Origin of the sequence: Niallia sp. MER 6, assembly GCF_023714395.1 — a bacterium.
Classification (GTDB): Bacteria; Bacillota; Bacilli; order Bacillales; family Cytobacillaceae; genus Niallia.
Map to the genome: position 1 here is coordinate 226,422 of NZ_JAMAUK010000004.1, position 23,151 is coordinate 249,572.

The following is a 23,151-nucleotide window of genomic DNA, read 5'->3' on the forward strand; positions in this document are numbered from 1 at the left end:
TTATGCAGGTTGTATCAAATGGAGAGCAAACCTCTCAAATAAAAGAACTAGTGAATGGCAGCATTGTCACACCAGCTGGTTTTAAAGCGGCAGGTTTGCACGCTGGGCTGCGTTACAATAAAAAAGATTTGGGAGCGATTGTGAGCGAAGTACCTGCAAGCTGTGCAGCAGTTTACACAATGAGTCATTTCCAAGCAGCGCCGCTAAAGGTGACACAGGAGTCTATTAAATCAGAAAAGCTCATTCAAGCAGTTGTTGTTAACAGCGCCTGTGCAAATGCCTGTACTGGTGAAAAAGGCTTAATTGATGCTTATAAAATGCGCGAATTGCTGGCAAATCATCTCGGAACAAAACAAGAGTATGTAGCTGTTTCCTCAACGGGTGTTATAGGCGAATACTTGAAGATGGATAAAATCGAAGCAGGAATCAGTCAGCTTATCTTTGGAAATACACAAGAGGATGCAGACAGTTTCCAAGAGGCTATTTTAACAACAGATTTAGTCATGAAAAAATGCTGCTTTACAGCTGAAATTGGTGGCAAGACAGTTACTATCGGCGGAGCTGCCAAAGGATCTGGCATGATTCATCCTAATATGGCGACAATGCTTGGCTTCCTGACAACAGATGCGAATATATCTTCAGATGTGCTGCAGACAGCATTAAGTACAGTGATTCCAACATCCTTTAATCAAATCACTGTTGATGGAGATACATCCACAAACGATACAGTGCTTGTAATGGCAAACGGATGTGCAAAAAATGAAAAGCTTACTTTAGACCACCCTGATTATCCTGTATTTGTTGACTTGTTATCTGCTTCATGTGAAAGTCTTGCAAAGCAAATTGCCAAAGATGGCGAGGGTGCTACGAAATTAATCGAAGTAAATGTGAAGGGCTGTAAGACAGAGGAAGAAGCAAGAGTTATTTCTAAACAGATTGTCGGTTCCAACCTCGTGAAAACAGCGATGTATGGATCTGATGCAAACTGGGGCAGAATCATTACAGCTATCGGCCAAACGAAAACGGATGTAAACCCAGCTTCTGTAGATATTGCAATCGGACCGATTACTATGCTGAAGAACAGTGAGCCGCAAAGCTTTTCGGAAGAAGAAGCAATTGACTATTTGAGCAAGGACTATATTCAAGTTCATGTTGATTTGCATAATGGCGACAAACAAGGAACAGCATGGGGATGCGACCTGTCCTATGATTATGTCAAAATCAATGCAAGCTATCGAACATAGGAGTGTGCACGTGATGAAGACAATACTTATTAAATGTGGAGGAAGCGTCATTGATCAGCTTTCCGAAGGATTCTTCACCAGCATAAAAAAACTGCAACAAGATGGCTTTCACATTATATTTGTCCACGGCGGCGGCCCTGACATCAATGAAATGCTTGATTTATTATCTGTAAAAGCCGAATTTCATAATGGGCTGCGAAAAACAACAAAAGAGGCCCTTGCAGTTGTGGAGATGGTCCTTTCTGGAAAAACCAACAGGAAACTGGTCGATTTATTAAGGAAGAATAATCTTTATGCAGTCGGCTTAAACGGAACGGATGACAACTGTCTTACAGCAAGTATTATCGATGAAGAAAATCTTGGGTTTGTTGGCAATGTGGAGGAAGTAAACAATAAGCTAATCTTAAGACTGTTAGAAGAAGGCTATATTCCAGTTGTGACTCCCCTTGGAATTACAGCAGAAGGCATTAAGCTGAACATTAATGCAGATTATGCTGCTTCAGCTGTTGCTAAAAGCTTAAAGGTTGAGCAATGTCTTTTTGTAACAGACGTAGACGGCATTATCATTGATGGAGATATTGCCAGTTTAATAGGAAAAGAAGAAGTGCTGCAGTATATTGAACAAGGGCAGATTACAGGAGGTATGGTCCCGAAAGTTACTTCCGCGTTAGCTGCTATTGACAGTGGCTTAAACAGTGCCATGATCGTATCAGGAAAAAAAGAATTTTATGCAGATGAGAGATGGAACGGAACAAAAATTGTAGCGAAAGCGGAGGTTATGTAAATGAGTCATTTATTTCCTACTTATTCTAAATGGGAAATTGAGCCAGCATCAGCTAAAGGAAGCTATATGTACAGTACAGAAGGTAAGAAATATTTGGATCTTACTGCAGGTATCGGTGTTTGCAATCTCGGCCATTGCCATGAAGAGGTAAAGGCAGCAGTTGAAGCACAACTGGAAAAATTCTGGCATGTTTCTAATCTTTTCCCGGTAGAAATACAGGAAAAAGCAGCCGAAGCATTGGCGAAAGCAAGTTCAATGGATGCAGTATTCTTTGCCAACAGTGGTGCAGAAGCAAATGAAGCAGCAATCAAGCTTGCAAGAAAAGCTACCGGCAAAACAAAAATTATCACATTTGAGCAGTCCTTCCACGGCAGAACCTTTGCAGCAATGTCGGCAACAGGGCAAGAGAAAATTAAGCATGGCTTTGGTCCAATGCTTGAAACGTTCGTATATGTGCCATTTAACGATATAGATGCATTAAAAGCTGTGCTGACAGATGAAGTTGCGGCAGTCATGCTTGAGATTGTTCAAGGTGAAGGCGGCATTCATGTAGCTAGTCAAGAATTTCTGCAAGAAGCAGAAGCGCTAGCAAAAAGCAAAGGTGCATTGTTAATCATAGATGAGATTCAAACAGGAATCGGCAGAACAGGAAAACCATTTGCATTTCAGCATTTTTCCTTAAATCCCGATATCATCACATCGGCTAAAGGGTTAGCAAATGGCCTTCCAGTCGGAGCAATTGCAGCAAAACAAGAATTAGTAGAATTTTTTGGACCTGGAAGTCATGGCACTACATTTGGAGGCAATCCTCTGGCAATGGCAGCAGCGACAAAAACAATGGAGATTATTTTTGAAGAAAGCTTTCTGCAAGAAGTAGAGCAAAAAAGCGAATTTCTTATTAGCCTGTTAACAGAAAATCTGAAGGAAAATACAGCGGTAAAGGATATCCGCGGATTAGGTTTGATGATAGGAATTGAACTTGAAGTACCTGTAGCCAATGTGCTTAGTGACTTAAGAGAATCGGGCTTGATTGTTCTGAATGCAGGAGAAAAGGTAATACGACTTTTACCAAGCTTGAATATAACTACAGAACAGTTAAAGGAAGCAGTAGAAATATTAGCAAGCAAACTAAAAATTTACAGCAATATTGCAATTTAAGATGTATTTTTTTGCAGTGTGATGTATAATTATAAGAAATTTAAAATAAATATACAAGACTTATAGAGGTGTGCTAAAGATGGAAGGATACTTGCATTTAAGCAATGGAGCGAAATATAAAGGAAAATTCGTTACAAACGCAATGGAAGAAATTTGTGGAGAAATCGTCTTCTTTACAGGAATGACAGGATATCAGGAGGTTTTAACAGATCCTTCTTATAAAGATCAAATCATCGTCTTTACGTATCCGCTTATAGGAAACTATGGCATTAACAAAGAAGATTTTGAGAGTAAAAAGCCGCATGTTAAAGGTGTAATCGTTTATGAAGCAAACAAGCAGGCTTATCATTATCAGTCACAACATTCACTTGCTGAATATTTGGAAAAATGGGATATTCCTTTGCTGAGCCATGTTGATACAAGATCAATCGTGAAGAACATCCGTACGGAAGGCTCCATGCCTGCCATTCTTTCAGGAAACGGGGAAGTTGATAAAGCAGGCTTCTCATTAATAAAGGATTCGAAGGTACCGAAAGTGTCAGAAAAGGCACAGCAAACATACAGCGAAGGCGACTACCATATCGTGCTGGTCGATTTCGGCAAAAAGGAAAGCATGCTCGATGCCCTTGTGGAGAGAGGCTGTAAGGTAACCGTCGTACCTTATGACACAGCATTTGAAGCAGTTAAGAAACTGCAGCCAGATGGAATTTTGTTGTCAAACGGACCTGGAGATCCCAAAGAGCTAACGAGTGTATTGCCGACTATAAAACAGTTAATTCAAGCTTATCCTACATTAGGAATTTGCCTTGGTCACCAGCTGGCAGCATTAGCTCTTGGCGGTGACACAACAAAGCTGTCATTCGGACACAGAGGGGCAAATCATCCTGTTTATGATAAGCGAAATAACAAAGTGATTATGTCCTCACAAAACCACAGCTATGTGGTGGAAGAAGGCAGTCTAGCAAACACTGGCTGTGAGGCAAGATTCTTTAACTTGCATGATAATTCTGTCGAAGGTATGACACATAATGTGTATCCTTTGCAGACAGTGCAGTTCCATCCGGAAGCAAATCCTGGACCTTCAGAGGGCCATTATATATTTGATGAATTTATAGAAAATGTTAAAGCAAACAATGGGAGAGTTTTTGCATATGCCTAAAGACAACAGTATTAAAAAAATATTAGTAATTGGTTCAGGCCCTATTGTTATTGGGCAAGCGGCAGAGTTTGATTATGCTGGCACACAAGCATGCATGGCATTAAAGGAGGAGGGCTACCAGGTCATCCTTGTCAATAATAATCCAGCGACCATCATGACAGATCAAACCTTTGCAGATTCGATTTATTTCGAACCGCTTACTCCAGATGTATTGGAAATGATTATTGCAAAGGAACAGCCTGATGGCTTGCTTGCAACATTAGGCGGGCAAACAGGTTTAAATCTTGCCTTCCAATTAAGTGAACAAGGAATCCTTGAAAAATACGATGTTAAGCTGTTAGGAAGCTCGATTGAATCCATTAAAAAGGGAGAGGATCGTGAAGCATTCCGCCAGCTCATGTATGAATTGAATGAACCAGTTCCAGAAAGCAAAATCGTTCATTTAGTAGAAGAAGCAATTGAGTTTGCGGAAGAAATTGGATTCCCCATTATCGTACGCCCTGCTTACACTTTAGGAGGAACAGGCGGCGGAATTGCTGACGATATGGAGGAGTTTAAAAGACTTGTCAGCGGCGGTCTTAAAGAAAGTGCCATCGGCCAATGTCTAGTGGAAAGAAGCATTGCTGGCTTTAAGGAAGTCGAATATGAGGTAATGCGTGACAGCATGAATACATGTATCACGATTTGTAATATGGAAAATATTGACCCAGTCGGTATCCATACAGGTGACAGTATCGTTGTTGCCCCTTCACAGACATTGACGGATGTAGAATACCAAATGCTTCGCTCTGCCTCTATTAAAATTATTTCTGCCTTAGGAATTATCGGCGGCTGCAATATTCAGTTTGCTCTTGATCCGAACAGCAAGAAGTATTATTTGATTGAAGTCAATCCACGGGTCAGCAGATCGTCAGCACTTGCTTCAAAGGCGACAGGGTACCCGATTGCCAGAATGGCAGCGAAATTGGCGGTTGGTTATACACTTAATGAAATCGTGAACCCAGTTACAGGAGATACGTTTGCGAGCTTTGAACCAGCTCTTGATTATGCAGTTGTTAAATTTCCAAAATGGCCATTTGACAAGTTCCCAAGTGTTACTAGAAAGCTGGGAACACAGATGAAGGCAACTGGAGAAGTTATGGGAATTGACCGCAATATTGAAAGAGCGCTGTTAAAAGCAATTCGATCTTTGGAAATTAAAGGGAATGATTTGACTGTTCCCGGAATAGCTGCTGCAAGTACAGATGAATTGTATGCAAAGGCTAAAGATCAAACAGATGAAAGATTTTTTGTGTTGTTAGAATTGCTCCGCAGAGGAGAAACGATGGAAGCAATCCATCACTTAACGAAAATCGATTTGTTCTTCCTACAGATTTTCCATGGGCTTGTAAAGATGGAGAAGGCTATTCTTTCCACTTCTCTTGAAGAAGCAGGAGAAGAAGCATTGCAGTTATGGAAAGAAAAAGGATTCAGCGATGCATTCCTTGCAGCAGCATGGCAGTGTACAGAACAGGATGTGCGCAACAAACGCAAAGCTCTCGGTATATTGCCTGTGTATAAAATGGTTGATACATGTGCAGCAGAATTTGAAGCAAAAACGAACTACTACTATTCCACTTATTATGGAGAGAACGAGCAGACAGAAAGCAGCAAGCGTAAAGTGCTTGTTATCGGCAGCGGTCCGATTCGCATCGGTCAAGGGATTGAATTTGATTACTGCTCTGTTCATGGTGTATTTGCTTTAAAGCAGGAAAATATCGAAACCATCATCATCAATAATAATCCAGAAACGGTGAGCACAGACTTTGCGACAGCAGACAGATTGTATTTTGAACCACTGACAATCGAAGATATTATGAATGTCGTAGATTCAGAGGGAATTAAAGAAGCAATCGTTCAGCTTGGCGGACAGACTGCCATAAATGTGGCAAAAGGATTAGAAGAATACGGTGTGAAAATTCTCGGCACAGACAGCAAAACAATTGATGTTTTAGAAGACAGAGATCTGTTTTATCAAATGCTTGATGAAGAAAGCATTCCTCATATCGAAGGAGATATTGCCTTTGACGAAGCAGGCTTGCTAACTGCTGTGAATAAATTGACTTACCCTGTCCTCATTAGACCTTCCTATGTTATCGGTGGAAAAGGGATGGAAAGAATCAATAATGACGATGATTTGAATGCTTATCTGCAAACAGACATTCCTTATCCAGTCCTTGTTGATCAATTCCTAGAGGCGTATGAAGCAGAATTGGATTTGGCAGCAGATGGAGAAAACATATGTGTTCCAGCAATCATGGAGCATATCGAAAAGACAGGTGTCCATTCTGGTGACAGTCTTTCGATGCTACCGGCCCAAACTCTGACAGAGTCTGTACAAGACAAAATGCTGACATATGCGAAAAAGATTGTCGGCAATACAAAATACAAAGGTCTTATGAACATTCAATATATTATTGATGGCGAGAAGGTATATGTATTAGAAGTAAACCCACGTGCAAGCAGAACCGTTCCAATTGTCAGCAAGGTGACAGGTGTCCCATTAGTTCAAATTGCGACAAAAATATTGCTCGGGAAATATAATTTGTCAGAAGAAGAGAAAACCTTCAAGAATGATCTCGACTTTGTCTGCATAAAATACCCAGTTTATTCAAATTATGCTCTCAAAGGACTTGATTCCAAAGTCGGTCCGGAAATGAGATCTACTGGGGAAGGAATTGCTCTTGCAGATTCAATAGCAGAAGGCTTGAAAAAGGTATTCCATCCGACATTGAAAAAAGTCGAGAATAAACAAATTATCATAAAATCTGACAACTTCGACATTGCTATAAAGCAAAAGGCAGAGGCAGTTGGATTAACAGTAAAAACAGCAGAGGAAGCTGGACCGCTGTTGGCTGAAGACCAAACAGTCGCGTTTTATAACCCAGAAAATGGAGCAGATGACAAGCTTCTCCGTGAAACAGCAACAAGAAATCGTCTAATTACATTTACACAACAGGAAAGCTTAGAGGCATTCATTGAGTCCTTTAAAGCAGACTCTATTTCTGTCCAATCTATTAATGAATGGCATAATAAATCGAAAAAGGGTGTGAGCACCGTATGATATTAACGTCACTAACAGACTTGAAGGGCAAAGACTTACTCACATTGGCTGAATACTCTTCAGAGACAATTGTCGAGCTTGTTAATAAAGCGAAGGAATTGAAAGAAGCACATTTAAATGGAGAAATAATCACACCATTAAAAGGAAAAACGCTGGGAATGATTTTTGAAAAGTCCTCAACAAGAACAAGAGTTTCCTTTGAAACTGGAATGTTTCAGCTCGGGGGGCAGGCCCTTTTCTTAAGCTCCCGCGACTTGCAAATTGGAAGAGGAGAACCTATTTCTGATACGGCAAAGGTTTTATCTCAATATGTGGATGCGATTATGATTAGAACATTTGCACATGAAACGGTCGAAGAATTGGCAGAACATGCTACAATCCCTGTCATTAATGGATTAACAGATCTTCATCATCCATGCCAAGCGCTGGCTGATTTGCTGACTATTCTTGAGGTGAAGGGGACTCTGCAAGGGCTGAAGCTAGCTTATATTGGCGATGGAAATAATGTCGCACATTCGCTCATGATTGCTTGCGCAAAAGTTGGAATAGATATCGCTGTAGCAACACCAGCAAATTATGAGCCGAACGATGAAATTGTTGCTTTAGCAAAAAGCTTTGCAATGATAAGCGGCAGCGCCGTTTCCATTGTCCAAGATCCAGTGGAAGCAGTGAAAGATGCAGATGCTATCTATGCAGACGTTTGGACCAGCATGGGTCAAGAAGAAGAAAACGAACAAAGACTAAAGGATTTCCAAGGTTTCCAAGTTAATAAAGAGCTCGTCGCACATGCTAAAGCTGATTACATGTTCCTTCACTGCCTGCCTGCACACAGGGAAGAGGAAGTAACAGCTGAAATCATTGACGGACCGAACTCGTACGTATTTCAAGAAGCAGGGAACAGAATGCATGCCCAAAAAGCATTGCTTGTTGAATTATTGAGTTAAGTTTCTAAAGCCTATTTCGATAGGCTTTTTTCTTTATGCTTATTATCTCCACTAAACTAATAATAAATTAGCGTTAATGAAGTTAATAATTTCCGTTATTAGCTTGGAAAAACGGGAAATAATAATAATGCAGTTCATGGAAGACACTGTGGATCTTTAAAGCTTAGGAGGGTTTATATGGGACAAAATAGACAGTTTCGACCAGGGCAGAAAGCCCCGAATAACGGTGTATATATAGAAATCGGTGAAACAGGAAGTAATGTCAATAATCCCCAAAAACTTAAATTGAAAGCTGGAGATCGTTTCCCAGAAACATCGAACCATAACCGCCTTTGGTCATACCAAAGAAGGCCGTAACTAAGCCGGGTTTAATGAATAAAAAATGGCCATCCGATCATTCGGATGGCTTTACATATGGAGAAGAAATACTATAATAAAAGTAAAGGTCAAATATGGTCAAAAGAGGTGCTTTTTTATGAATCCTGAGATGATGACGGAAAGAGTGCAACAAGCTTTTAGTGATGCCCAAGCATTCGCCCTTAAACAGAACCATCAAGAAATAGATGATATTCACCTATTTTTGGCAATTTTAGAGCGTCCCGATAATTTGCTGGATTCTGTATTGCAAAAACTGGATAAAGACACAGAGTTGGTACGGCAGGAGCTTTTGAAGGAAATTGATAAGAAGCCTAAGGTTACACTTAGCGGTAATCAGTCTAGTTCCATTTATATAACCAATACACTACAGCAAGTCCTGCATGAAGCAGAAAAAGAGCAGGAAAAATGGAGTGATGATTATCTTTCAGTCGAGCATATACTGCTCGCTGTCTTTGCTGTCGGAAACTCGGCAGTGCGCAGTCTATTTGATAAAATCGGCATAAACAGCCAACAGGTCAGAATAAAAATTAAAGATATAAGGGGGAGCCAAAGAGTGACTAGTAAAAACCCAGAAGCATCTTATGAGGCCCTTTCCAAATACGGCAGGGATCTTGTAGCAGATGTGAAAGAAGGAAAAGTGGACCCTGTCATTGGCAGAGATAATGAAATTAGGCATGTTATTAGAATTTTATCGAGAAAAACAAAGAATAATCCAGTATTAATCGGAGAGCCTGGCGTCGGCAAAACGGCGATTGTCGAGGGTCTTGCTCAGCGAATTGTCAGAAAGGACGTACCTGAAGGACTGAAAGATAAGACTATTTTCTCGTTAGATATGGGTGCCCTTATCGCTGGAGCAAAATTCAGGGGAGAGTTCGAGGAGCGGCTTAAAGCGGTCCTGCAAGAAGTGAAAAATAGTGAAGGCAGAATCATCCTGTTTATTGATGAGCTTCATACAATTGTCGGCGCAGGAAAAACAGATGGAGCAATGGATGCGGGAAACATGCTTAAGCCGATGCTTGCAAGAGGTGAGCTTCATTGCATCGGGGCGACAACCTTAGATGAACATCGACAATATATCGAAAAAGATCCAGCATTAGAGCGAAGATTTCAGCAGGTTTTAGTTGCTGAGCCGACGGTAGAGGATACAGTATCTATTATTAGAGGACTGAAGGAAAGATTTGAAATACACCATGGTGTTTCTATTCAAGATAGAGCAATTATCGCTGCAGCAACCTTATCAGACCGCTATATAACAGACAGATTCCTTCCGGATAAAGCAATTGATTTAATAGATGAAGCTTGTGCGATGATTAGGACAGAGATAGATTCTATGCCAATTGAAATCGATGAGCTGACAAGAAAAATCATGCAGCTAGAGATTGAAGAAGCTGCCTTAAAAGGGGAAGAAGACCCGCTAAGTAAGGAAAGGCTGCTTGTCATAAACAAGGAAGTCTCCAATTTGCGTGAAAAGGCAAATGCACTTCAGGCTAAATGGCAGCTTGAAAAAGAAGGTCTGTTAAATGTTCAGGCGAAAAAAGAAGAATTAGAAAGAAAACGCAGAGAATTGGAAGAAGCAGAAAATAATTATGACTTAAATAAAGCAGCTGAACTCAGACACGGCAGCATCCCTGCATTAGAGAAAGAATTAGAGCAGCTTGAAAATAAGACCAGCACAAAAAAAGGAGAAAGGCTGCTTAGGGAAGAAGTAACAGAGCAGGAGATATCTGCAATTGTAGCGAGATGGACTGGAATTCCTGTTACTAAGCTTATGGAGAAGGAGAGAGAGAAGCTTCTTCGTCTTGAGAGCATCCTGCATGAAAGAGTGGTAGGGCAAGCCGAGGCTGTTAAGCTTGTCAGTGATGCTGTATTAAGAGCACGAGCAGGCATCAAAGATCCAAATAGGCCGATTGGTTCGTTTTTGTTCCTAGGACCGACAGGTGTCGGCAAAACCGAGCTAGCGAAAGCGTTGGCCTCCAGTTTGTTTGACAGTGAAGAACAAATCATTCGGATTGATATGTCGGAATATATGGAAAAACATGCTGTTTCCCGTTTAATTGGAGCACCTCCAGGGTACGTTGGATACGAAGAAGGCGGACAGCTAACCGAGGCAATCAGAAGAAAGCCTTATAGTGTCGTATTGCTGGATGAAGTGGAAAAAGCCCACCCAGAGGTTTTCAACATCCTGCTCCAAGTGCTTGATGATGGAAGAATCACCGATTCACAAGGAAGGGTAGTTGATTTTAAGAATACGGTCATTATCATGACCTCTAATATTGGCTCCCATCTTCTGCTCGAGGGCAAAGATTCCGATTCCATTCCTGAGCACATCAGAGATGGTGTCATGAATCAATTAAAAGGACATTTTCGCCCTGAATTCTTGAATCGGATTGATGAAATTATTTTATTTAAGCCATTGGCATTAAAGGAAATAAAAGAAATTGTCTTAAAGCTTATCAGTCAATTGCAAAGCAGACTTTCTGACCAGCATATCAGCATAAGCATGACAGACCGTGCCGGTGAATATATTGCAGTAAATGGCTTCGACCCTGTATTTGGAGCAAGGCCGCTCAGACGTTTCCTGCAAAGAACGGTTGAAACAGCATTGGCAAGAGAAATAATCGCAGAGAAGGTCAAGGAAAACGATCACGTTGAAATTGACGCTGCAGAGGATGGCATCTTCCTTACAAGAAAATAAAATAAAAAAGGGTGAAAGCAGCTGCTTTCACCCGATAATTAAGCTAGAGATTAATGCGAACCTTCCTCATGACTCGGTTCATCATTTGGCAATACAGCAGCCAAAAGGAAAATGACAACAGAAAAGACAACTGTTAACACTACTCCCATAGAGAAGCTGTAAGTTATTCCGTTCATAGAACTAATAACATATGTAAGCATTTGCGCTAATAGGAAAGTCCAAAAAATCGTTACGATATACCGCATACAATCACCTCACACTTATTTTTAAGGTCTGTTCTAATAGTATCATACAGGGCCAAAATAATAAATCATATATAATCTCCTTTTTTTCTTAAATAACATAAAAAAATCATTTATCGCTTCTGTCATACTTAAAACATGAAATACTTGGGCAAACTCCCTTACATTTTGCTGAAATGGTCATACATTAGTAAAAGGAAAACCTAAAAAGGAGTTTTGAGAGATGGAGAACCGGAACTTCCAACTGGATACCGAATGGAATATGATACATTATCCAACACAGCAGCCTAACGGTTTCGGTATCTTAATTATTGGTGACGACAGACATTTTGTAGATGCAAAGAATAGCTTTTGGGTACAGAATGAAGGGAAGAAATCAATTATTGATTCATTGCGAAATAAAGGATACACCATTTTTTATTCTAATCTCTATGGAAAGAACTGGGGAAGCGAAAGATCTTTAATGCTTGCTAAAAGACTGTATGAGCATATGATTCGCTCAGAAATCCTCAACCCGAAAATACATTTAATTGCAGAAGGAATGGGAGCATTGGTTGCGATAAAGCTGATGATGGAAATGAAGGAAAATATCCGTTCAGTCGTCTTGTTCAACCCTATTCTGTCTTTAAGTGAACATCTTGAGAAAGAAAAGGAGCATAAATTTTTCTTTAAAAAGCTTTGTAATGAAATAGCAGCTGCCTATGATAAAAATGCTAAAGTTATCCCTGACTTTATAAAAGAAATAAAAGAAAATCATCTAGAAGAGACAGACACCCCTGCGAAAATCATCCATATACTTCATAACGGCAAATCCTATTACCAATCCCAGCTGCTGAAGGAAAGAATTAGAAAATGGGATCAAGAAGAGCTGCCCATCTTCGTATCTTATGTTTTGCCAGAAAAAAGGAGTGCAATCCCCGGGCAAATTATCCGCTTTTTTGGACAGTATGAAAAAACCCTCTAGCTGTCCCTTTTTTTACGTTAGAGAGGCTGAAGCGATTAGTTTCAGCTTCTTTTATTCTAAGATAGCAGCTCTTTGATGATAATCATGATTGCTCTTATCTCTGCATAAGATACACTAACCTGACTTCAAGGAGGCTTCTTTAGATGGAGAATGCAGTAATTGTCGGTACATACCAATTTATCGGCTTTCACCTTTGCCGCTCTTTATTGGAAGATGGAGAAACTGTTTATGGAGTATCTTATCCAAATCTGAAACTGGAAGATTCCGAAGATAAGCAGCTAGAAATAGGAAGGAATGCCAATTACGAAGAAATAGGCTGGGAAGAGAAATTTAAGGGAAACAGCGGCAAGATTATTTATGATTGTTATGACATACTAAACAGCGATAAAATAATCAGCCAAATAAAAAATGATTTGCATATAGAAAGCAATATTCAGGATTTGACAGATAGAAAGCATGAATTAATCTTTCTAGGTAATGTGCTGGATTTCACCCGGCATGAAGAAGAACTCTTTCCAATGCTGAAAAGTATTGGTATTCCTTTCAGGTTTATCTATTATCCGACCGTGTATGGACCATGGCAGCCAAAGGAGTTTTTATTTGTTCAATTATTAGAAGACTGTAATGATATAGAATTAAGCGAGCTGGAGTATAAGGAAGATGCTATTTTTATAGATGATGCAGCAGCTGCAACGAAAAAGCTGATGATGGAAACAAGCACAGCCTGTCTTTTCTTGACGAGCGGCATCAAAAATCATTGGATGCACGGTAAAAAAGCAATAAAAGAGTTTCCGGTAAAAATTCCGCGCTATCAGATTCCTTCCTGCTTACAGTCGTATACAGTTGATAATAAAAACAATATTGCAGATAACTTGGAAATGCAAAGAAGACATATTAAGATGTATAAGTGGTAGTGTAGTAGTTTATATGAAAAATTGCGTGAAAGAAAGGCGTTCAAATGAAAAAAATGAAGCTAATGCTGTCCCTTTTCATCCTGCTGAGCACCTTTTTTCTTGCCTCCTGCGGACAAGCCGAAAAAAAGGGGCAATTGAAAAGTGTAGGATTGCTCGTGACTGGAACGGTTACAGACCAAGTCTGGGGCACGAAAGGATATAAGGGGCTGTTAAATATACAATCACATTATAATGTGGATGTTTATTATAAGGAGTATATTGATTCCCTTGCCCTTGCAGAAAGAGCGATCGAGGAATTCGATCAAAAAGGGGTAAATCTCATCTTTGGGCATGGCAGTGAATTTGCGGATTATTTTAATATTTTGTCTGAAAAATATCCTGACATCCATTTTATCAGCTTTAATGGCAGCGCTAAAAATGATAATACAACTAGCGCCTCGTTTGAAGGCTATGCGATGGGCTTTTTCGGAGGAATGGTCGCAGGCCATATGACAAAGACCAATACAATCTCTGTTATTGGAGCCTTTGACTGGCAGCCTGAGATACAAGGATTTATAGACGGAGCTAAGTATGAGAATAAAAATGTGGAGGTTCTGACTGATTTTGTACAGGGGTGGGATAATCGTGAACAGGCACTGAAGCTGCTCGATTCGGCGATTGCCAAAGATGCTGATATTATTTATCCTGCAGGTGACGGATTTAATATCGATATCATCGAACAAGTAAAGGCGAAGGGCCTTTATGCAATTGGTTATGTTTCTGAACAATCTGATCTTGGCAGAATGACTGTTTTAACAAGCACCGTGCAAAATGTATCAAAAATGTTTGATATACTTGCTGGCAAATTTAACGAAGGCAAGCTCGTATCAGGCGATATATCTTACGGAATGAAGGAAAATGTCATCACATTAGGAAAGTTCAGCCCTAATATTGATGCGGCATTTATCCAAAAAATCAATAAGGAAATGAAGCAATATAAAGAGACAGGCAAATTTCCTAATAACCAATGATAAAAAGCTTGCATTTTGCTCTTTGTGGAGGAGGAGATGCAAGCTTTTTCTCTCCAGCAGGAGCTGCACTAAAGGTTAGTCCATCCATTTTTTTAACATTGGCTTAACTTTGTTAATCAGCGGCTTTAGCTCATTAGCAGAACTCATAAATAGCTCAATATTACTAAAAACTAAGTTCATATCTATTTCGTCCAAAAAGTTCATCACTTTGTTATTATCTTCTGGTTGCTGCGAATCCTCCTCGCGCTGTCTGCCATGCTGACCTAAAATCCAGGAATCTCCTTTCGTTCTTTCCCTTCTTTCCCTTCTTTCATATAAAGCATCATCATGCTGTTTTTTACGATAAACCTTTCTGCCAAGCATGAAGTCATAATAGTAATCTTCCTCTGCTTTCACGCTGTCATCCTGTTCATCGACGGCATTTTGAATATCCTCATCCAACGCAGTTCCCCCCTTTATTCCAGGCAATATTAGCTCTTTATGTTTATCTTATGAATAAATTTAAGAAGTTGTTTAGACAGGCGCTTATAAAGTGAAAAAAAGTTGCATACTATATGAGAAATTTGATAAAATTAGTACCAAGTCATAATAATTGATAATAATATATAGAATACGATTGCGTCGAAAAATGCCTTTCATTTTTCAATTTACAAGCAAATAAAGTATAATCGGACATATTAAAGGAGCTGACAGCTTTGAGTACAGGAATTATTGGCCTTGGCCGTGCATTGCCTGAAAGAATCTTGACAAATTTTGATTTGGAAAAAATGGTGGACACGAATGATGAATGGATTCGTACACGTACAGGCATTGAGGAGAGAAGAATTGCAGATGATAATACAAATACATCTGACATAGCATATGAAGCTGCAAAAAAGGCAATTGAGAATGCTAACATCAGCCCAGAGGATATAGACATGATTCTTGTGGCAACAGTCACACCAGATCAGCCGTTTCCGACAGTTGCCTGCATGCTTCAAGAACGCCTTGGCTGTATTAAAGCTGCAGCAATGGATTTAAGTGCAGCATGCGCAGGTTTTATGTATGGAATGGTTACAGCTAAACAGTTCATCGATAATGGAGCTTATAAATACGTTCTTGTTGTTGGTGTGGAAAAGCTGTCGAAAATCACGAATTGGGATGACCGCAATACAGCTGTGCTCTTTGGCGATGGCGGCGGAGCTGTCGTATTGGGAGAGGTTTCAGAAGGACGAGGAATTCTTTCCTTTGAGCTAGGTGCAGACGGCTCTGGCGGTAAGCATCTTTTCCAAGATGAAGAAGACTTTATCCAAATGAACGGCAGAGAAGTATTTAAATTTGCTGTTCGTCAAATGGGTGAAAGCAGTGAAAATGTATTGGTAAAAGCAGGCCTTTCTAAAGAGGATGTTGACTTGCTGATTCCGCATCAAGCGAATATTCGCATTATGGAAGCATCCAGACAGCGTTTGAATCTTCCTGAAGAGAAGATGTCAAAAACAGTTCATAAGTATGGAAATACAAGTGCAGCTTCGATTCCAATCTCACTTGTGGAAGAGTATGAGGCAGGTAAGCTTAAGGACGATGACGTCATCGTTATGGTAGGCTTCGGCGGCGGCTTGACATGGGGCGCAATCGCTCTGCGCTGGGGCAGATAATTAAAAAATTTTAACACTTAGAGTGTATGAATAAATCAAAGGAGATTACAATCATGAGTAATAGAAGAGTAGTCGTTACAGGTATTGGTGCAGTAACGCCGGTTGGTAATGATGCTGAAAAAACATGGGAAAATATCGTGAATGGAGTTTCTGGCATTGGGCCGCTTACGAGAATAAATGCAGATGAATATCCTGCAAAAGTAGCAGCACAAATAAATGACTTTAACGCAGAAGATTTCATGGATAAGAAGGATGCAAGAAAGATGGATCGCTTTACTCAATATGCTCTTGCTGCTTCTTTAATGGCTGTGAAGGATGCAGACTTGCAAATTACCGAAGAAAACTCAGCACGTATTGGTGTTTGGATCGGTTCAGGAATCGGCGGTATGGAAACATTCGAAAATCAATACGAAATTTTCCAAAAGAGAGGCTATAAACGTGTTAGTCCGTTCTTCGTGCCAATGCTTATTCCAGACATGGCAACAGGACAGGTTTCTATCACGCTTGGTGCAAGAGGGGTTAACTCATGTACAGTAACTGCTTGTGCAACAGGAACAAACTCAATCGGCGATGCCTTCAAAGTTATTCAGCGCGGTGATGCTGATGCAATGATTACAGGCGGAGCAGAAGCGCCAATTACAAAAATGTCAGTTGCAGGTTTCTGTGCGAACACAGCACTTTCCACAAACCCAGACCCAAAAACAGCGAGCAGACCGTTTGATGCAAACCGTGACGGATTTGTTATCGGTGAGGGTGCAGGTATTCTAGTGCTGGAAGAATTAGAGTATGCACTTGCAAGAGGAGCAAAAATCTACGCAGAAATCGTTGGTTACGGCTCAACTGGTGATGCATATCATATCACTTCTCCAGCTCCTGGCGGAGAAGGCGGTGCACGTGCGATGAAAATGGCAATCAATGATGCAGGCTTACAGCCAGAAGAAGTATCATACTTGAATGCACATGGAACAAGCACAGCATATAACGATAAGTTTGAGACAATGGCTATTAAGGAAGTCTTCGGAGACTATGCTTATAAATTGCCAGTCAGCTCAACTAAATCAATGACAGGACACTTGTTAGGGGCTGCAGGCGGAGTTGAAGCGATCTTCAGTATTCTTTCCATTAAAGACAGCGTAATTCCTCCAACAATCAACTATGAAACACCAGATGCTGATTGTGATTTAGACTATGTAGTAAACAAGCATAGAAAACAAGAAGTTAACGTGGCAATGAGCAACTCATTAGGCTTTGGTGGACATAACGCAACAATTATCTTTAAGAAATATCAATAATAATAAACCAGGCTAGCCTTTAATAGGTTAGCCTGTTTTTAATTTATGTTAATAATAATTATTATAAATTAAAATTGACTATAATTAAAAAATGTATATAATTAAATATAGAGTATAAAAAGTTTTTGCGGATAATAACAATTATGAAAATCTTTATTTCTAGAACTAAGTAAGCGCTTGCTTAAGAAGTTAGCTCTTTTCTCATTATGACAGACTGATTATCAATTTAACATCGCTTGTTTAGCAAAGGAGGATAATATGTTAAGTATCGAAAAAGCAATACAGGCATTAAAGGAGAAAAATATTCGCTTAACACCTCAAAGACATGAACTAATAAATATTCTTTCCAAAGGAAATAAACATTGGACAGTAGAGGAGTTATATCAGCTGTTAAATGAGTCCATGCCATCTGTAAGTATTACAACAGTTTATAATAATATAAAGTTATTTTGTGAGATAGGTTTAGTGAAAGAAATTCAGTTTGGAGAATCATTAAGCAAGTATGAATGGAAACAAGAAGACCACTATCATATCGTCTGCAGTAAATGTGGAGAAATGGTAGATGTATGGTACCCAGCTTTAAAGGAGGTAGAAGTATTTGCCCAATCCATATCGAAATTCAACATTAGCTCCCATAACCTCCAGTTCTACGGGACATGCAGCAGCTGTGAACAGAAATAAACAATCTGGGCAGCAGGTTTGTCCTGTATGTAAACAGCCAATCCAAAGATTAAAGCATTCCATCCTTTGCGGCTGCGGATTCAAAATGATCGTAGATAAACGAAAAAAAAGCATTTGAATTAAAACTCTGCACAAAAGATGTGCAGAGTTTTTGTTTTCATTAACTGGTCTTATGAATGAACACCATATGATTTGTCAGAACATAAACTATAACGTTATATTCTCAGTCTGTAGAGGGAAAGGGGGAAATGATTTGGGGTAGTGAACACAAGAGAGTGGCTCGATGAAAAATTTTATAAACCAGTTGCGATTTGCAGTGAGCTTAAAGGCGCCTTCGAAGGAGAGCCGTCAAGACAGGTATATCAGCATCTTGCCAATTTTGGGATGTATAAGCCTTCAAGAAAAACAAAAGAAATATATGATTCACTTGTTAAAGAAGATGTATGGGCGAAGTGTGAACGAATTTACTTAAAATACAAAAGCTTATGGAAAGGTCCTGATATTCCTATTTATATTTTTCCTTTTAATCAATCTTCCAGAAGAAGTGACAAGAAATCAGGGCTGTCATTTCCTGATATGCTATTCCTCTTTATTGGAGATATAGAAGATGAAAAAGAGCTGGAAGCCTTAATAATTCATGAATATCATCATGTTTGCCGAATACACTATCAAAAAAAGGATGTCGATGAATACACCCTTCTGGACTCAATAATTATGGAAGGGCTGGCAGAGCATGCTGTTAAAAACCACTGTGGAGAGAAGTATAATGCAGATTGGTGCCGTAAATATAAAGAGGATGAATTAGAGGGCTTCTGGGAAAAGCATCTGCAAGAGAATTTGGATATTAATAAAAGCGAATATTTGCATGATGCTTTGCTGTTTGGTCTAGGAAGCTTTCCGGATATGCTGGGCTACTGCTACGGATTTTATATGATTACTAAATTTAAAAAACAAAAAAGTTTTTCTGAAAAAGCATATTTTGTTTTGAAAAGCGAAGAATTTTTAAAGTAAATACAGCATAAAAATAGAGAGAAACCTTTATACTATAGGGTTTCTCTTTTTCTACACAATTTAGACTTATGCTAATATTTAAAAAAATATTGCAATTCAAATAAATCTGTAATAGTATTTTAACAAATAGATTTTAATGTAATAAAAGTCACAATATGTCAGAGGTGTAAAATGAACGGTAATGCTTCCACATCAAATGATAGTTATTTGCTGGAGGTTAAAAACTTAGAAACCTCCTTCTCTATCGACGGAAAGCTGTATAACGCTGTCGATAATGTATCCTTCCAAGTGAAGCCGCGCCAAATTGTCGGAATTGTTGGAGAATCTGGGTGTGGGAAATCAGTCCTTAGCCTGTCTATTATGAAGCTTCTTCCTAAAGGAGCTGGAGTTATCCGCTCAGGTGAAATTATCTTTGATGGAGTCCATCTTGAAACAATGGGAGATAAAGAGATAAACAGTATTAGAGGCAGTGACATTTCCATGATATTTCAAGAACCAATGACCTCATTAAACCCTGTTTTCACAATAGGCTTTCAATTAATGGAGGTATTGTTAAATCACCACGATATCACCAAGAAACAAGCAAGACAAAAGAGTATCGAATTGTTGAAAAGCGTAGGTATATCAAGGCCGGAAAAACTGGTAGATGAATATCCGCATCAGCTTTCAGGCGGGATGCGCCAAAGGGTGATGATTGCGATTGCCATCGCCTGCCAGCCGAAGCTTTTGATTGCTGACGAGCCAACAACCGCACTTGACGTAACTGTTCAAGCTCAAATCCTTGATCTCATGAAAGAAATTCAAGCAGAGAACGATATGTCTGTGATTCTAATCACCCATGATTTAGGTGTAGTTGCGGAAATGTGTGATGAAGTAATCGTCATGTATGCAGGCAAAATCGTCGAGAAGACAGACGTTGATACACTGTTCTACGAACCGAAACACCCCTACACAAAACTGCTTTTGGAGGCTATCCCAAAAATGGACGAGGAAGTCGAGCTGTTGAGCTCCATCAGCGGAATAGTTCCATCCTTAAAAAATATGCCCGAAGCCGGCTGCCGATTCGCAGATCGCTGTCCGATGGCAATGCCCGAATGTAAATACATAACACCGATTCTTGCAAGCACTGAAGATGGACATGAAGTTTCCTGCCTTCTCTATGATCAAAGCAAACCGAAGGAAGGAGTGAACGCATAATGACAGCAGAAACTATTAAGGATAAAGATATTTTATTGGAAGTTAAAAATCTTAAAACCAACTATCCTATTAAGGGCGGATTTTTACAACGAAAAGTGGCTGATGTAAAAGCAGTCGACGATATATCGTTTGAAATTAATAAAGGAGAGACATTGGGGTTAGTTGGGGAGTCTGGCTGCGGCAAGTCAACAGCAGGACGAACCATATTGCGGCTGTTAGAGCCGACCGATGGAAAAATCATTTTTGACGGTAAAGATATAACGAAGGTAAAAGGAGCAACTTTACGGAAAATACGTCAGGACTTCCAGATGGTTTTCCAAGATCCTTATGCTTCTCTTAATCCGACTATGATGGTAGGCGACCTAATTTCTGAGCCTATAAGAAATTATTATAGAAAAGACGGTAAAGCTTTGAAACAAGAGATTCTTGAACTACTTATGAAGGTTGGCTTGCCAGAGGATGCTTATTATAAATATCCACATGAGTTTTCTGGTGGTCAAAGGCAAAGGGTTGGAATTGCTAGAGCATTAGCTTTAAGACCGAAGCTAATTATTGCTGATGAACCTGTTTCAGCACTTGATGTTTCCGTGCAATCTCAAGTGTTAAATTTGTTGAAATCCTTGCAAAAAGAGTTTGACCTAACCTTTTTATTTATTGCCCATGATTTAAGTGTAGTTAAGCATATGAGTGATCGAATTGGAGTTATGTATCTAGGTGGTCTTGTTGAAATTTCTGCAAAGGAAAGCCTTTATGAAGAACCGCTTCATCCATATACACAGGCTTTGATATCAGCTATACCTGAGCCTGATCCAAGAAAAAGAAAAGAGCGAATTATTCTTAAAGGAGATGTGCCAAGCCCAATAAACCCACCGAAAGGTTGCGCTTTTCATCCGCGTTGCAAGCATGCAATGCCAGAATGCTCAAGCATTAAACCACAATTAAAGGAGGTGAAGCCAGGACATCAAGTCGCTTGTCATCTTTATAACTAAAAATATATGTATGGGGGGAAGATTATGAAAAAGAAGTCTATGTTATTGCTTTTTTCATTGCTGCTAGTATTATCGGCTTTTTTGGCAGCATGCTCGGACACTACTAGTTCAGGGGAAGACAGCGGTGAGAAAAAGGAAGTGGAAGGCGGAACAGTAACATTTGGTTTTACACAGCCATTTAAAGGTGTCTTATCTTATGCTTATTATGAAGGTGAAGATGATGCTAATGCCCTTCAATTTATGCAAGAAGGTTTACTTAAGACAAATGATGATTTGGTTGCAGAGCCAAACCTGGCTACATATGAGTTTTCCGAAGATAATACAGTACTAACTTTTAAAATTAAAGAAGGCGTAAAATGGCATGACGGTGTTGAATTAAAAGCAGAAGATATGGAGTATGCTTGGTACTTGATTGCTGACCCTAATTATAATGGACCTCGTTACGCAAACGTTGCCATGATTAAAGGGGTTCAAGAATATCATGATGGAAAGTCAGATACGATTGAAGGCATTAAGGTAGTCGATGATTATACGATTGAAGTTACATTAATTGAGCCACAAGTCAATGTGCTGGAAAATATCTGGACTTATCCAGAACCTAAGCATTATTATGGTGATCTTGCGGCAGACAAGGTGTCTGAGGCTGACCAAGTACGGAAAAATCCAATAGGTGTAGGACCATTTAAAGTAAAAACAATTGTTCCAGGTGAAAGCATTGAATATGAGCGTTTTGATGATTACTGGCAAGGTAAACCCAAATTGGATGGTGTCGTTTATAAAGTTATAGACGGTTCATTGGCTTCAGGCCTTATTCAAAATGGAGAAGTAGATGTAATTGAAGCACCTAAAGACCAATGGGAAACTATTAAGGCGTTAGACAATATTAATCCAGTTACTGTTGATGCTATGTCTTACTCCTATATTGGCTTTAATTTTGGTCATTATGATAAAGAAGCAGGAAAAGTTGTTATGGACAATCCAAAATATCAAAGCAAAGAATTACGTCAAGCGATGGTATATGCAATTGATCGCCAAGCCTTTATTGACAATTTTGCTTCTGGATTAGGTAAACCGTTAAATACACCATATCCTACTGTATCATGGGCGAAAATCCCTGATGATCAAATCAATTCATATGAATTCGATCAAGAAAAGGCGAAGTCATTGCTTGATGAAGCAGGCTATAAAGATGTTGACGGAGATGGGTTCCGTGAAGATCCAGATGGCAAACCGTTCACAATTAAATTTGATGCTATGAGTGGCGTGGAAACATCTGAAGCACGTGCGCAATTCATCTTGCAGTCATGGGGTGATGTTGGTCTTAAAGCAGAACTGAACGGTGGTTCATTAAAAGAGTTTAACTTGTTCTACGATACAGTAGAGGCAGATAAGTCAGAAGTATTCATGGGTGCATGGGGGCTTGCGAATGACCCAGATCCATCTGGCTTATGGTTATCAACAGATGTTTGGAACTATTCACGCTGGTACAATGAAAAATCGGATGAATTAATCAAAAAAGGTATTCAATATCCGCAAGATGCAAATCAAGATGTGCAAGAGTACAGAAAAGAAATTTATTATGAATGGCAAAAAATTGTAAATGAGGAATTACCGACAATCTTCTTTGAACAGCGTGAAGACGCTTGGGCCATTAATAAACGAGTAGAGGGCGTTAAAGTTACTCCATTTGGAACAGAAGATTTCCACCAATGGCATATTGTTGAATAAAAGTTTAATTGATAAGGAGAATGG

General features: G+C 39.5%; 20 protein-coding genes. 18 read left to right on the forward strand and 2 right to left on the reverse strand.

Annotation, left to right across the window (positions count from 1 at the left end):
- Window positions 1-2: 2 nt before the first annotated feature.
- The 8 genes from argJ (at window position 3) to clpB (ending at window position 11,465) form a co-directional block, all read left to right on the forward strand.
- Complete coding sequence (gene argJ / locus M3600_RS08065) at window positions 3-1,244, forward strand: bifunctional ornithine acetyltransferase/N-acetylglutamate synthase (protein ID WP_251645312.1); 1,242 nt, start codon at window positions 3-5, stop codon at window positions 1,242-1,244.
- Window positions 1,245-1,257: 13 nt separating this feature from the next.
- Entirely contained in the window at window positions 1,258-2,028 is a 771-nt protein-coding gene (gene argB, locus M3600_RS08070; protein ID WP_233316696.1) for an acetylglutamate kinase, read from the forward strand.
- Complete coding sequence (locus M3600_RS08075) at window positions 2,029-3,186, forward strand: acetylornithine transaminase (RefSeq protein WP_233316697.1); 1,158 nt, start codon at window positions 2,029-2,031, stop codon at window positions 3,184-3,186.
- Between the two features lie 79 nt (window positions 3,187-3,265).
- Window positions 3,266-4,345, forward strand: coding sequence for a carbamoyl phosphate synthase small subunit (locus tag M3600_RS08080; RefSeq protein WP_233316698.1), 1,080 nt, complete (start codon window positions 3,266-3,268; stop codon window positions 4,343-4,345).
- Window positions 4,338-7,448 carry a carbamoyl-phosphate synthase (glutamine-hydrolyzing) large subunit gene (locus M3600_RS08085; protein WP_233316699.1) on the forward strand — a complete coding sequence of 1,037 codons (3,111 nt, stop codon included), beginning with the start codon at window positions 4,338-4,340 and terminating at the stop codon, window positions 7,446-7,448. The genes M3600_RS08080 and M3600_RS08085 overlap by 8 nt, the downstream gene beginning before the upstream one ends.
- Window positions 7,445-8,392 carry an ornithine carbamoyltransferase gene (argF, locus tag M3600_RS08090; protein WP_251645319.1) on the forward strand — a complete coding sequence of 316 codons (948 nt, stop codon included), beginning with the start codon at window positions 7,445-7,447 and terminating at the stop codon, window positions 8,390-8,392. The genes M3600_RS08085 and argF overlap by 4 nt, the downstream gene beginning before the upstream one ends.
- A 177-nt stretch (window positions 8,393-8,569) precedes the next feature.
- The gene (locus tag M3600_RS08095) at window positions 8,570-8,749 is read left to right on the forward strand and encodes a YjzC family protein (protein WP_127735956.1); all 180 of its coding nucleotides are present in this window, start codon (window positions 8,570-8,572) and stop codon (window positions 8,747-8,749) included.
- Window positions 8,750-8,867: 118 nt separating this feature from the next.
- Window positions 8,868-11,465: an ATP-dependent chaperone ClpB gene (gene clpB, locus M3600_RS08100; RefSeq protein WP_233316701.1), complete on the forward strand. Its 2,598-nt coding sequence runs from the start codon at window positions 8,868-8,870 to the stop codon at window positions 11,463-11,465.
- A 50-nt stretch (window positions 11,466-11,515) separates the two neighbouring features.
- Here the strand turns inward: clpB and M3600_RS08105 are convergent, their stop codons facing one another.
- The gene (locus M3600_RS08105) at window positions 11,516-11,710 is read right to left on the reverse strand and encodes a YjzD family protein (protein WP_233316702.1); all 195 of its coding nucleotides are present in this window, start codon (window positions 11,708-11,710) and stop codon (window positions 11,516-11,518) included.
- A 220-nt stretch (window positions 11,711-11,930) separates the two neighbouring features.
- On the opposite strand from M3600_RS08105, the gene M3600_RS08110 reads away from it, so the two are divergent.
- The 3 genes from M3600_RS08110 (at window position 11,931) to M3600_RS08120 (ending at window position 14,595) form a co-directional block, all read left to right on the forward strand.
- On the forward strand, window positions 11,931-12,671 hold the full coding sequence (locus tag M3600_RS08110) for a lipase family protein (protein WP_233316703.1): 741 nt from the start codon (window positions 11,931-11,933) through the stop codon (window positions 12,669-12,671).
- Between the two features lie 143 nt (window positions 12,672-12,814).
- Window positions 12,815-13,585: a hypothetical protein gene (locus tag M3600_RS08115; RefSeq protein WP_233316704.1), complete on the forward strand. Its 771-nt coding sequence runs from the start codon at window positions 12,815-12,817 to the stop codon at window positions 13,583-13,585.
- 44 nt (window positions 13,586-13,629) lie between these two features.
- Window positions 13,630-14,595 carry a BMP family ABC transporter substrate-binding protein gene (locus tag M3600_RS08120; protein ID WP_237940941.1) on the forward strand — a complete coding sequence of 322 codons (966 nt, stop codon included), beginning with the start codon at window positions 13,630-13,632 and terminating at the stop codon, window positions 14,593-14,595.
- Window positions 14,596-14,670: 75 nt separating this feature from the next.
- On the opposite strand, the gene M3600_RS08125 is transcribed toward M3600_RS08120, so the two are convergent.
- Window positions 14,671-15,036: a hypothetical protein gene (locus tag M3600_RS08125; RefSeq protein ID WP_233316706.1), complete on the reverse strand. Its 366-nt coding sequence runs from the start codon at window positions 15,034-15,036 to the stop codon at window positions 14,671-14,673.
- A gap of 254 nt (window positions 15,037-15,290) precedes the next feature.
- Between M3600_RS08125 and M3600_RS08130 the strand changes: the two genes are divergently transcribed.
- The 7 genes from M3600_RS08130 (at window position 15,291) to opp4A (ending at window position 23,127) form a co-directional block, all read left to right on the forward strand.
- Complete coding sequence (locus tag M3600_RS08130; RefSeq protein WP_233316707.1) at window positions 15,291-16,229, forward strand: beta-ketoacyl-ACP synthase III; 939 nt, start codon at window positions 15,291-15,293, stop codon at window positions 16,227-16,229.
- A 53-nt stretch (window positions 16,230-16,282) separates the two neighbouring features.
- The gene (gene fabF / locus M3600_RS08135; protein WP_233316708.1) at window positions 16,283-17,521 is read left to right on the forward strand and encodes a beta-ketoacyl-ACP synthase II; all 1,239 of its coding nucleotides are present in this window, start codon (window positions 16,283-16,285) and stop codon (window positions 17,519-17,521) included.
- Window positions 17,522-17,779: 258 nt separating this feature from the next.
- Window positions 17,780-18,202: a Fur family transcriptional regulator gene (locus M3600_RS08140; protein ID WP_233316709.1), complete on the forward strand. Its 423-nt coding sequence runs from the start codon at window positions 17,780-17,782 to the stop codon at window positions 18,200-18,202.
- A gap of 261 nt (window positions 18,203-18,463) precedes the next feature.
- Entirely contained in the window at window positions 18,464-19,213 is a 750-nt protein-coding gene (locus tag M3600_RS08145; RefSeq protein ID WP_237940943.1) for a DUF2268 domain-containing putative Zn-dependent protease, read from the forward strand.
- Between the two features lie 171 nt (window positions 19,214-19,384).
- The gene (locus M3600_RS08150; protein WP_233316711.1) at window positions 19,385-20,410 is read left to right on the forward strand and encodes an ABC transporter ATP-binding protein; all 1,026 of its coding nucleotides are present in this window, start codon (window positions 19,385-19,387) and stop codon (window positions 20,408-20,410) included.
- On the forward strand, window positions 20,410-21,399 hold the full coding sequence (locus M3600_RS08155; protein ID WP_251645323.1) for an ABC transporter ATP-binding protein: 990 nt from the start codon (window positions 20,410-20,412) through the stop codon (window positions 21,397-21,399). The genes M3600_RS08150 and M3600_RS08155 overlap by 1 nt, the downstream gene beginning before the upstream one ends.
- 24 nt (window positions 21,400-21,423) lie before the next feature.
- Window positions 21,424-23,127 carry an oligopeptide ABC transporter substrate-binding protein gene (gene opp4A / locus M3600_RS08160; protein WP_251645324.1) on the forward strand — a complete coding sequence of 568 codons (1,704 nt, stop codon included), beginning with the start codon at window positions 21,424-21,426 and terminating at the stop codon, window positions 23,125-23,127.
- Window positions 23,128-23,151: the final 24 nt, after the last annotated feature.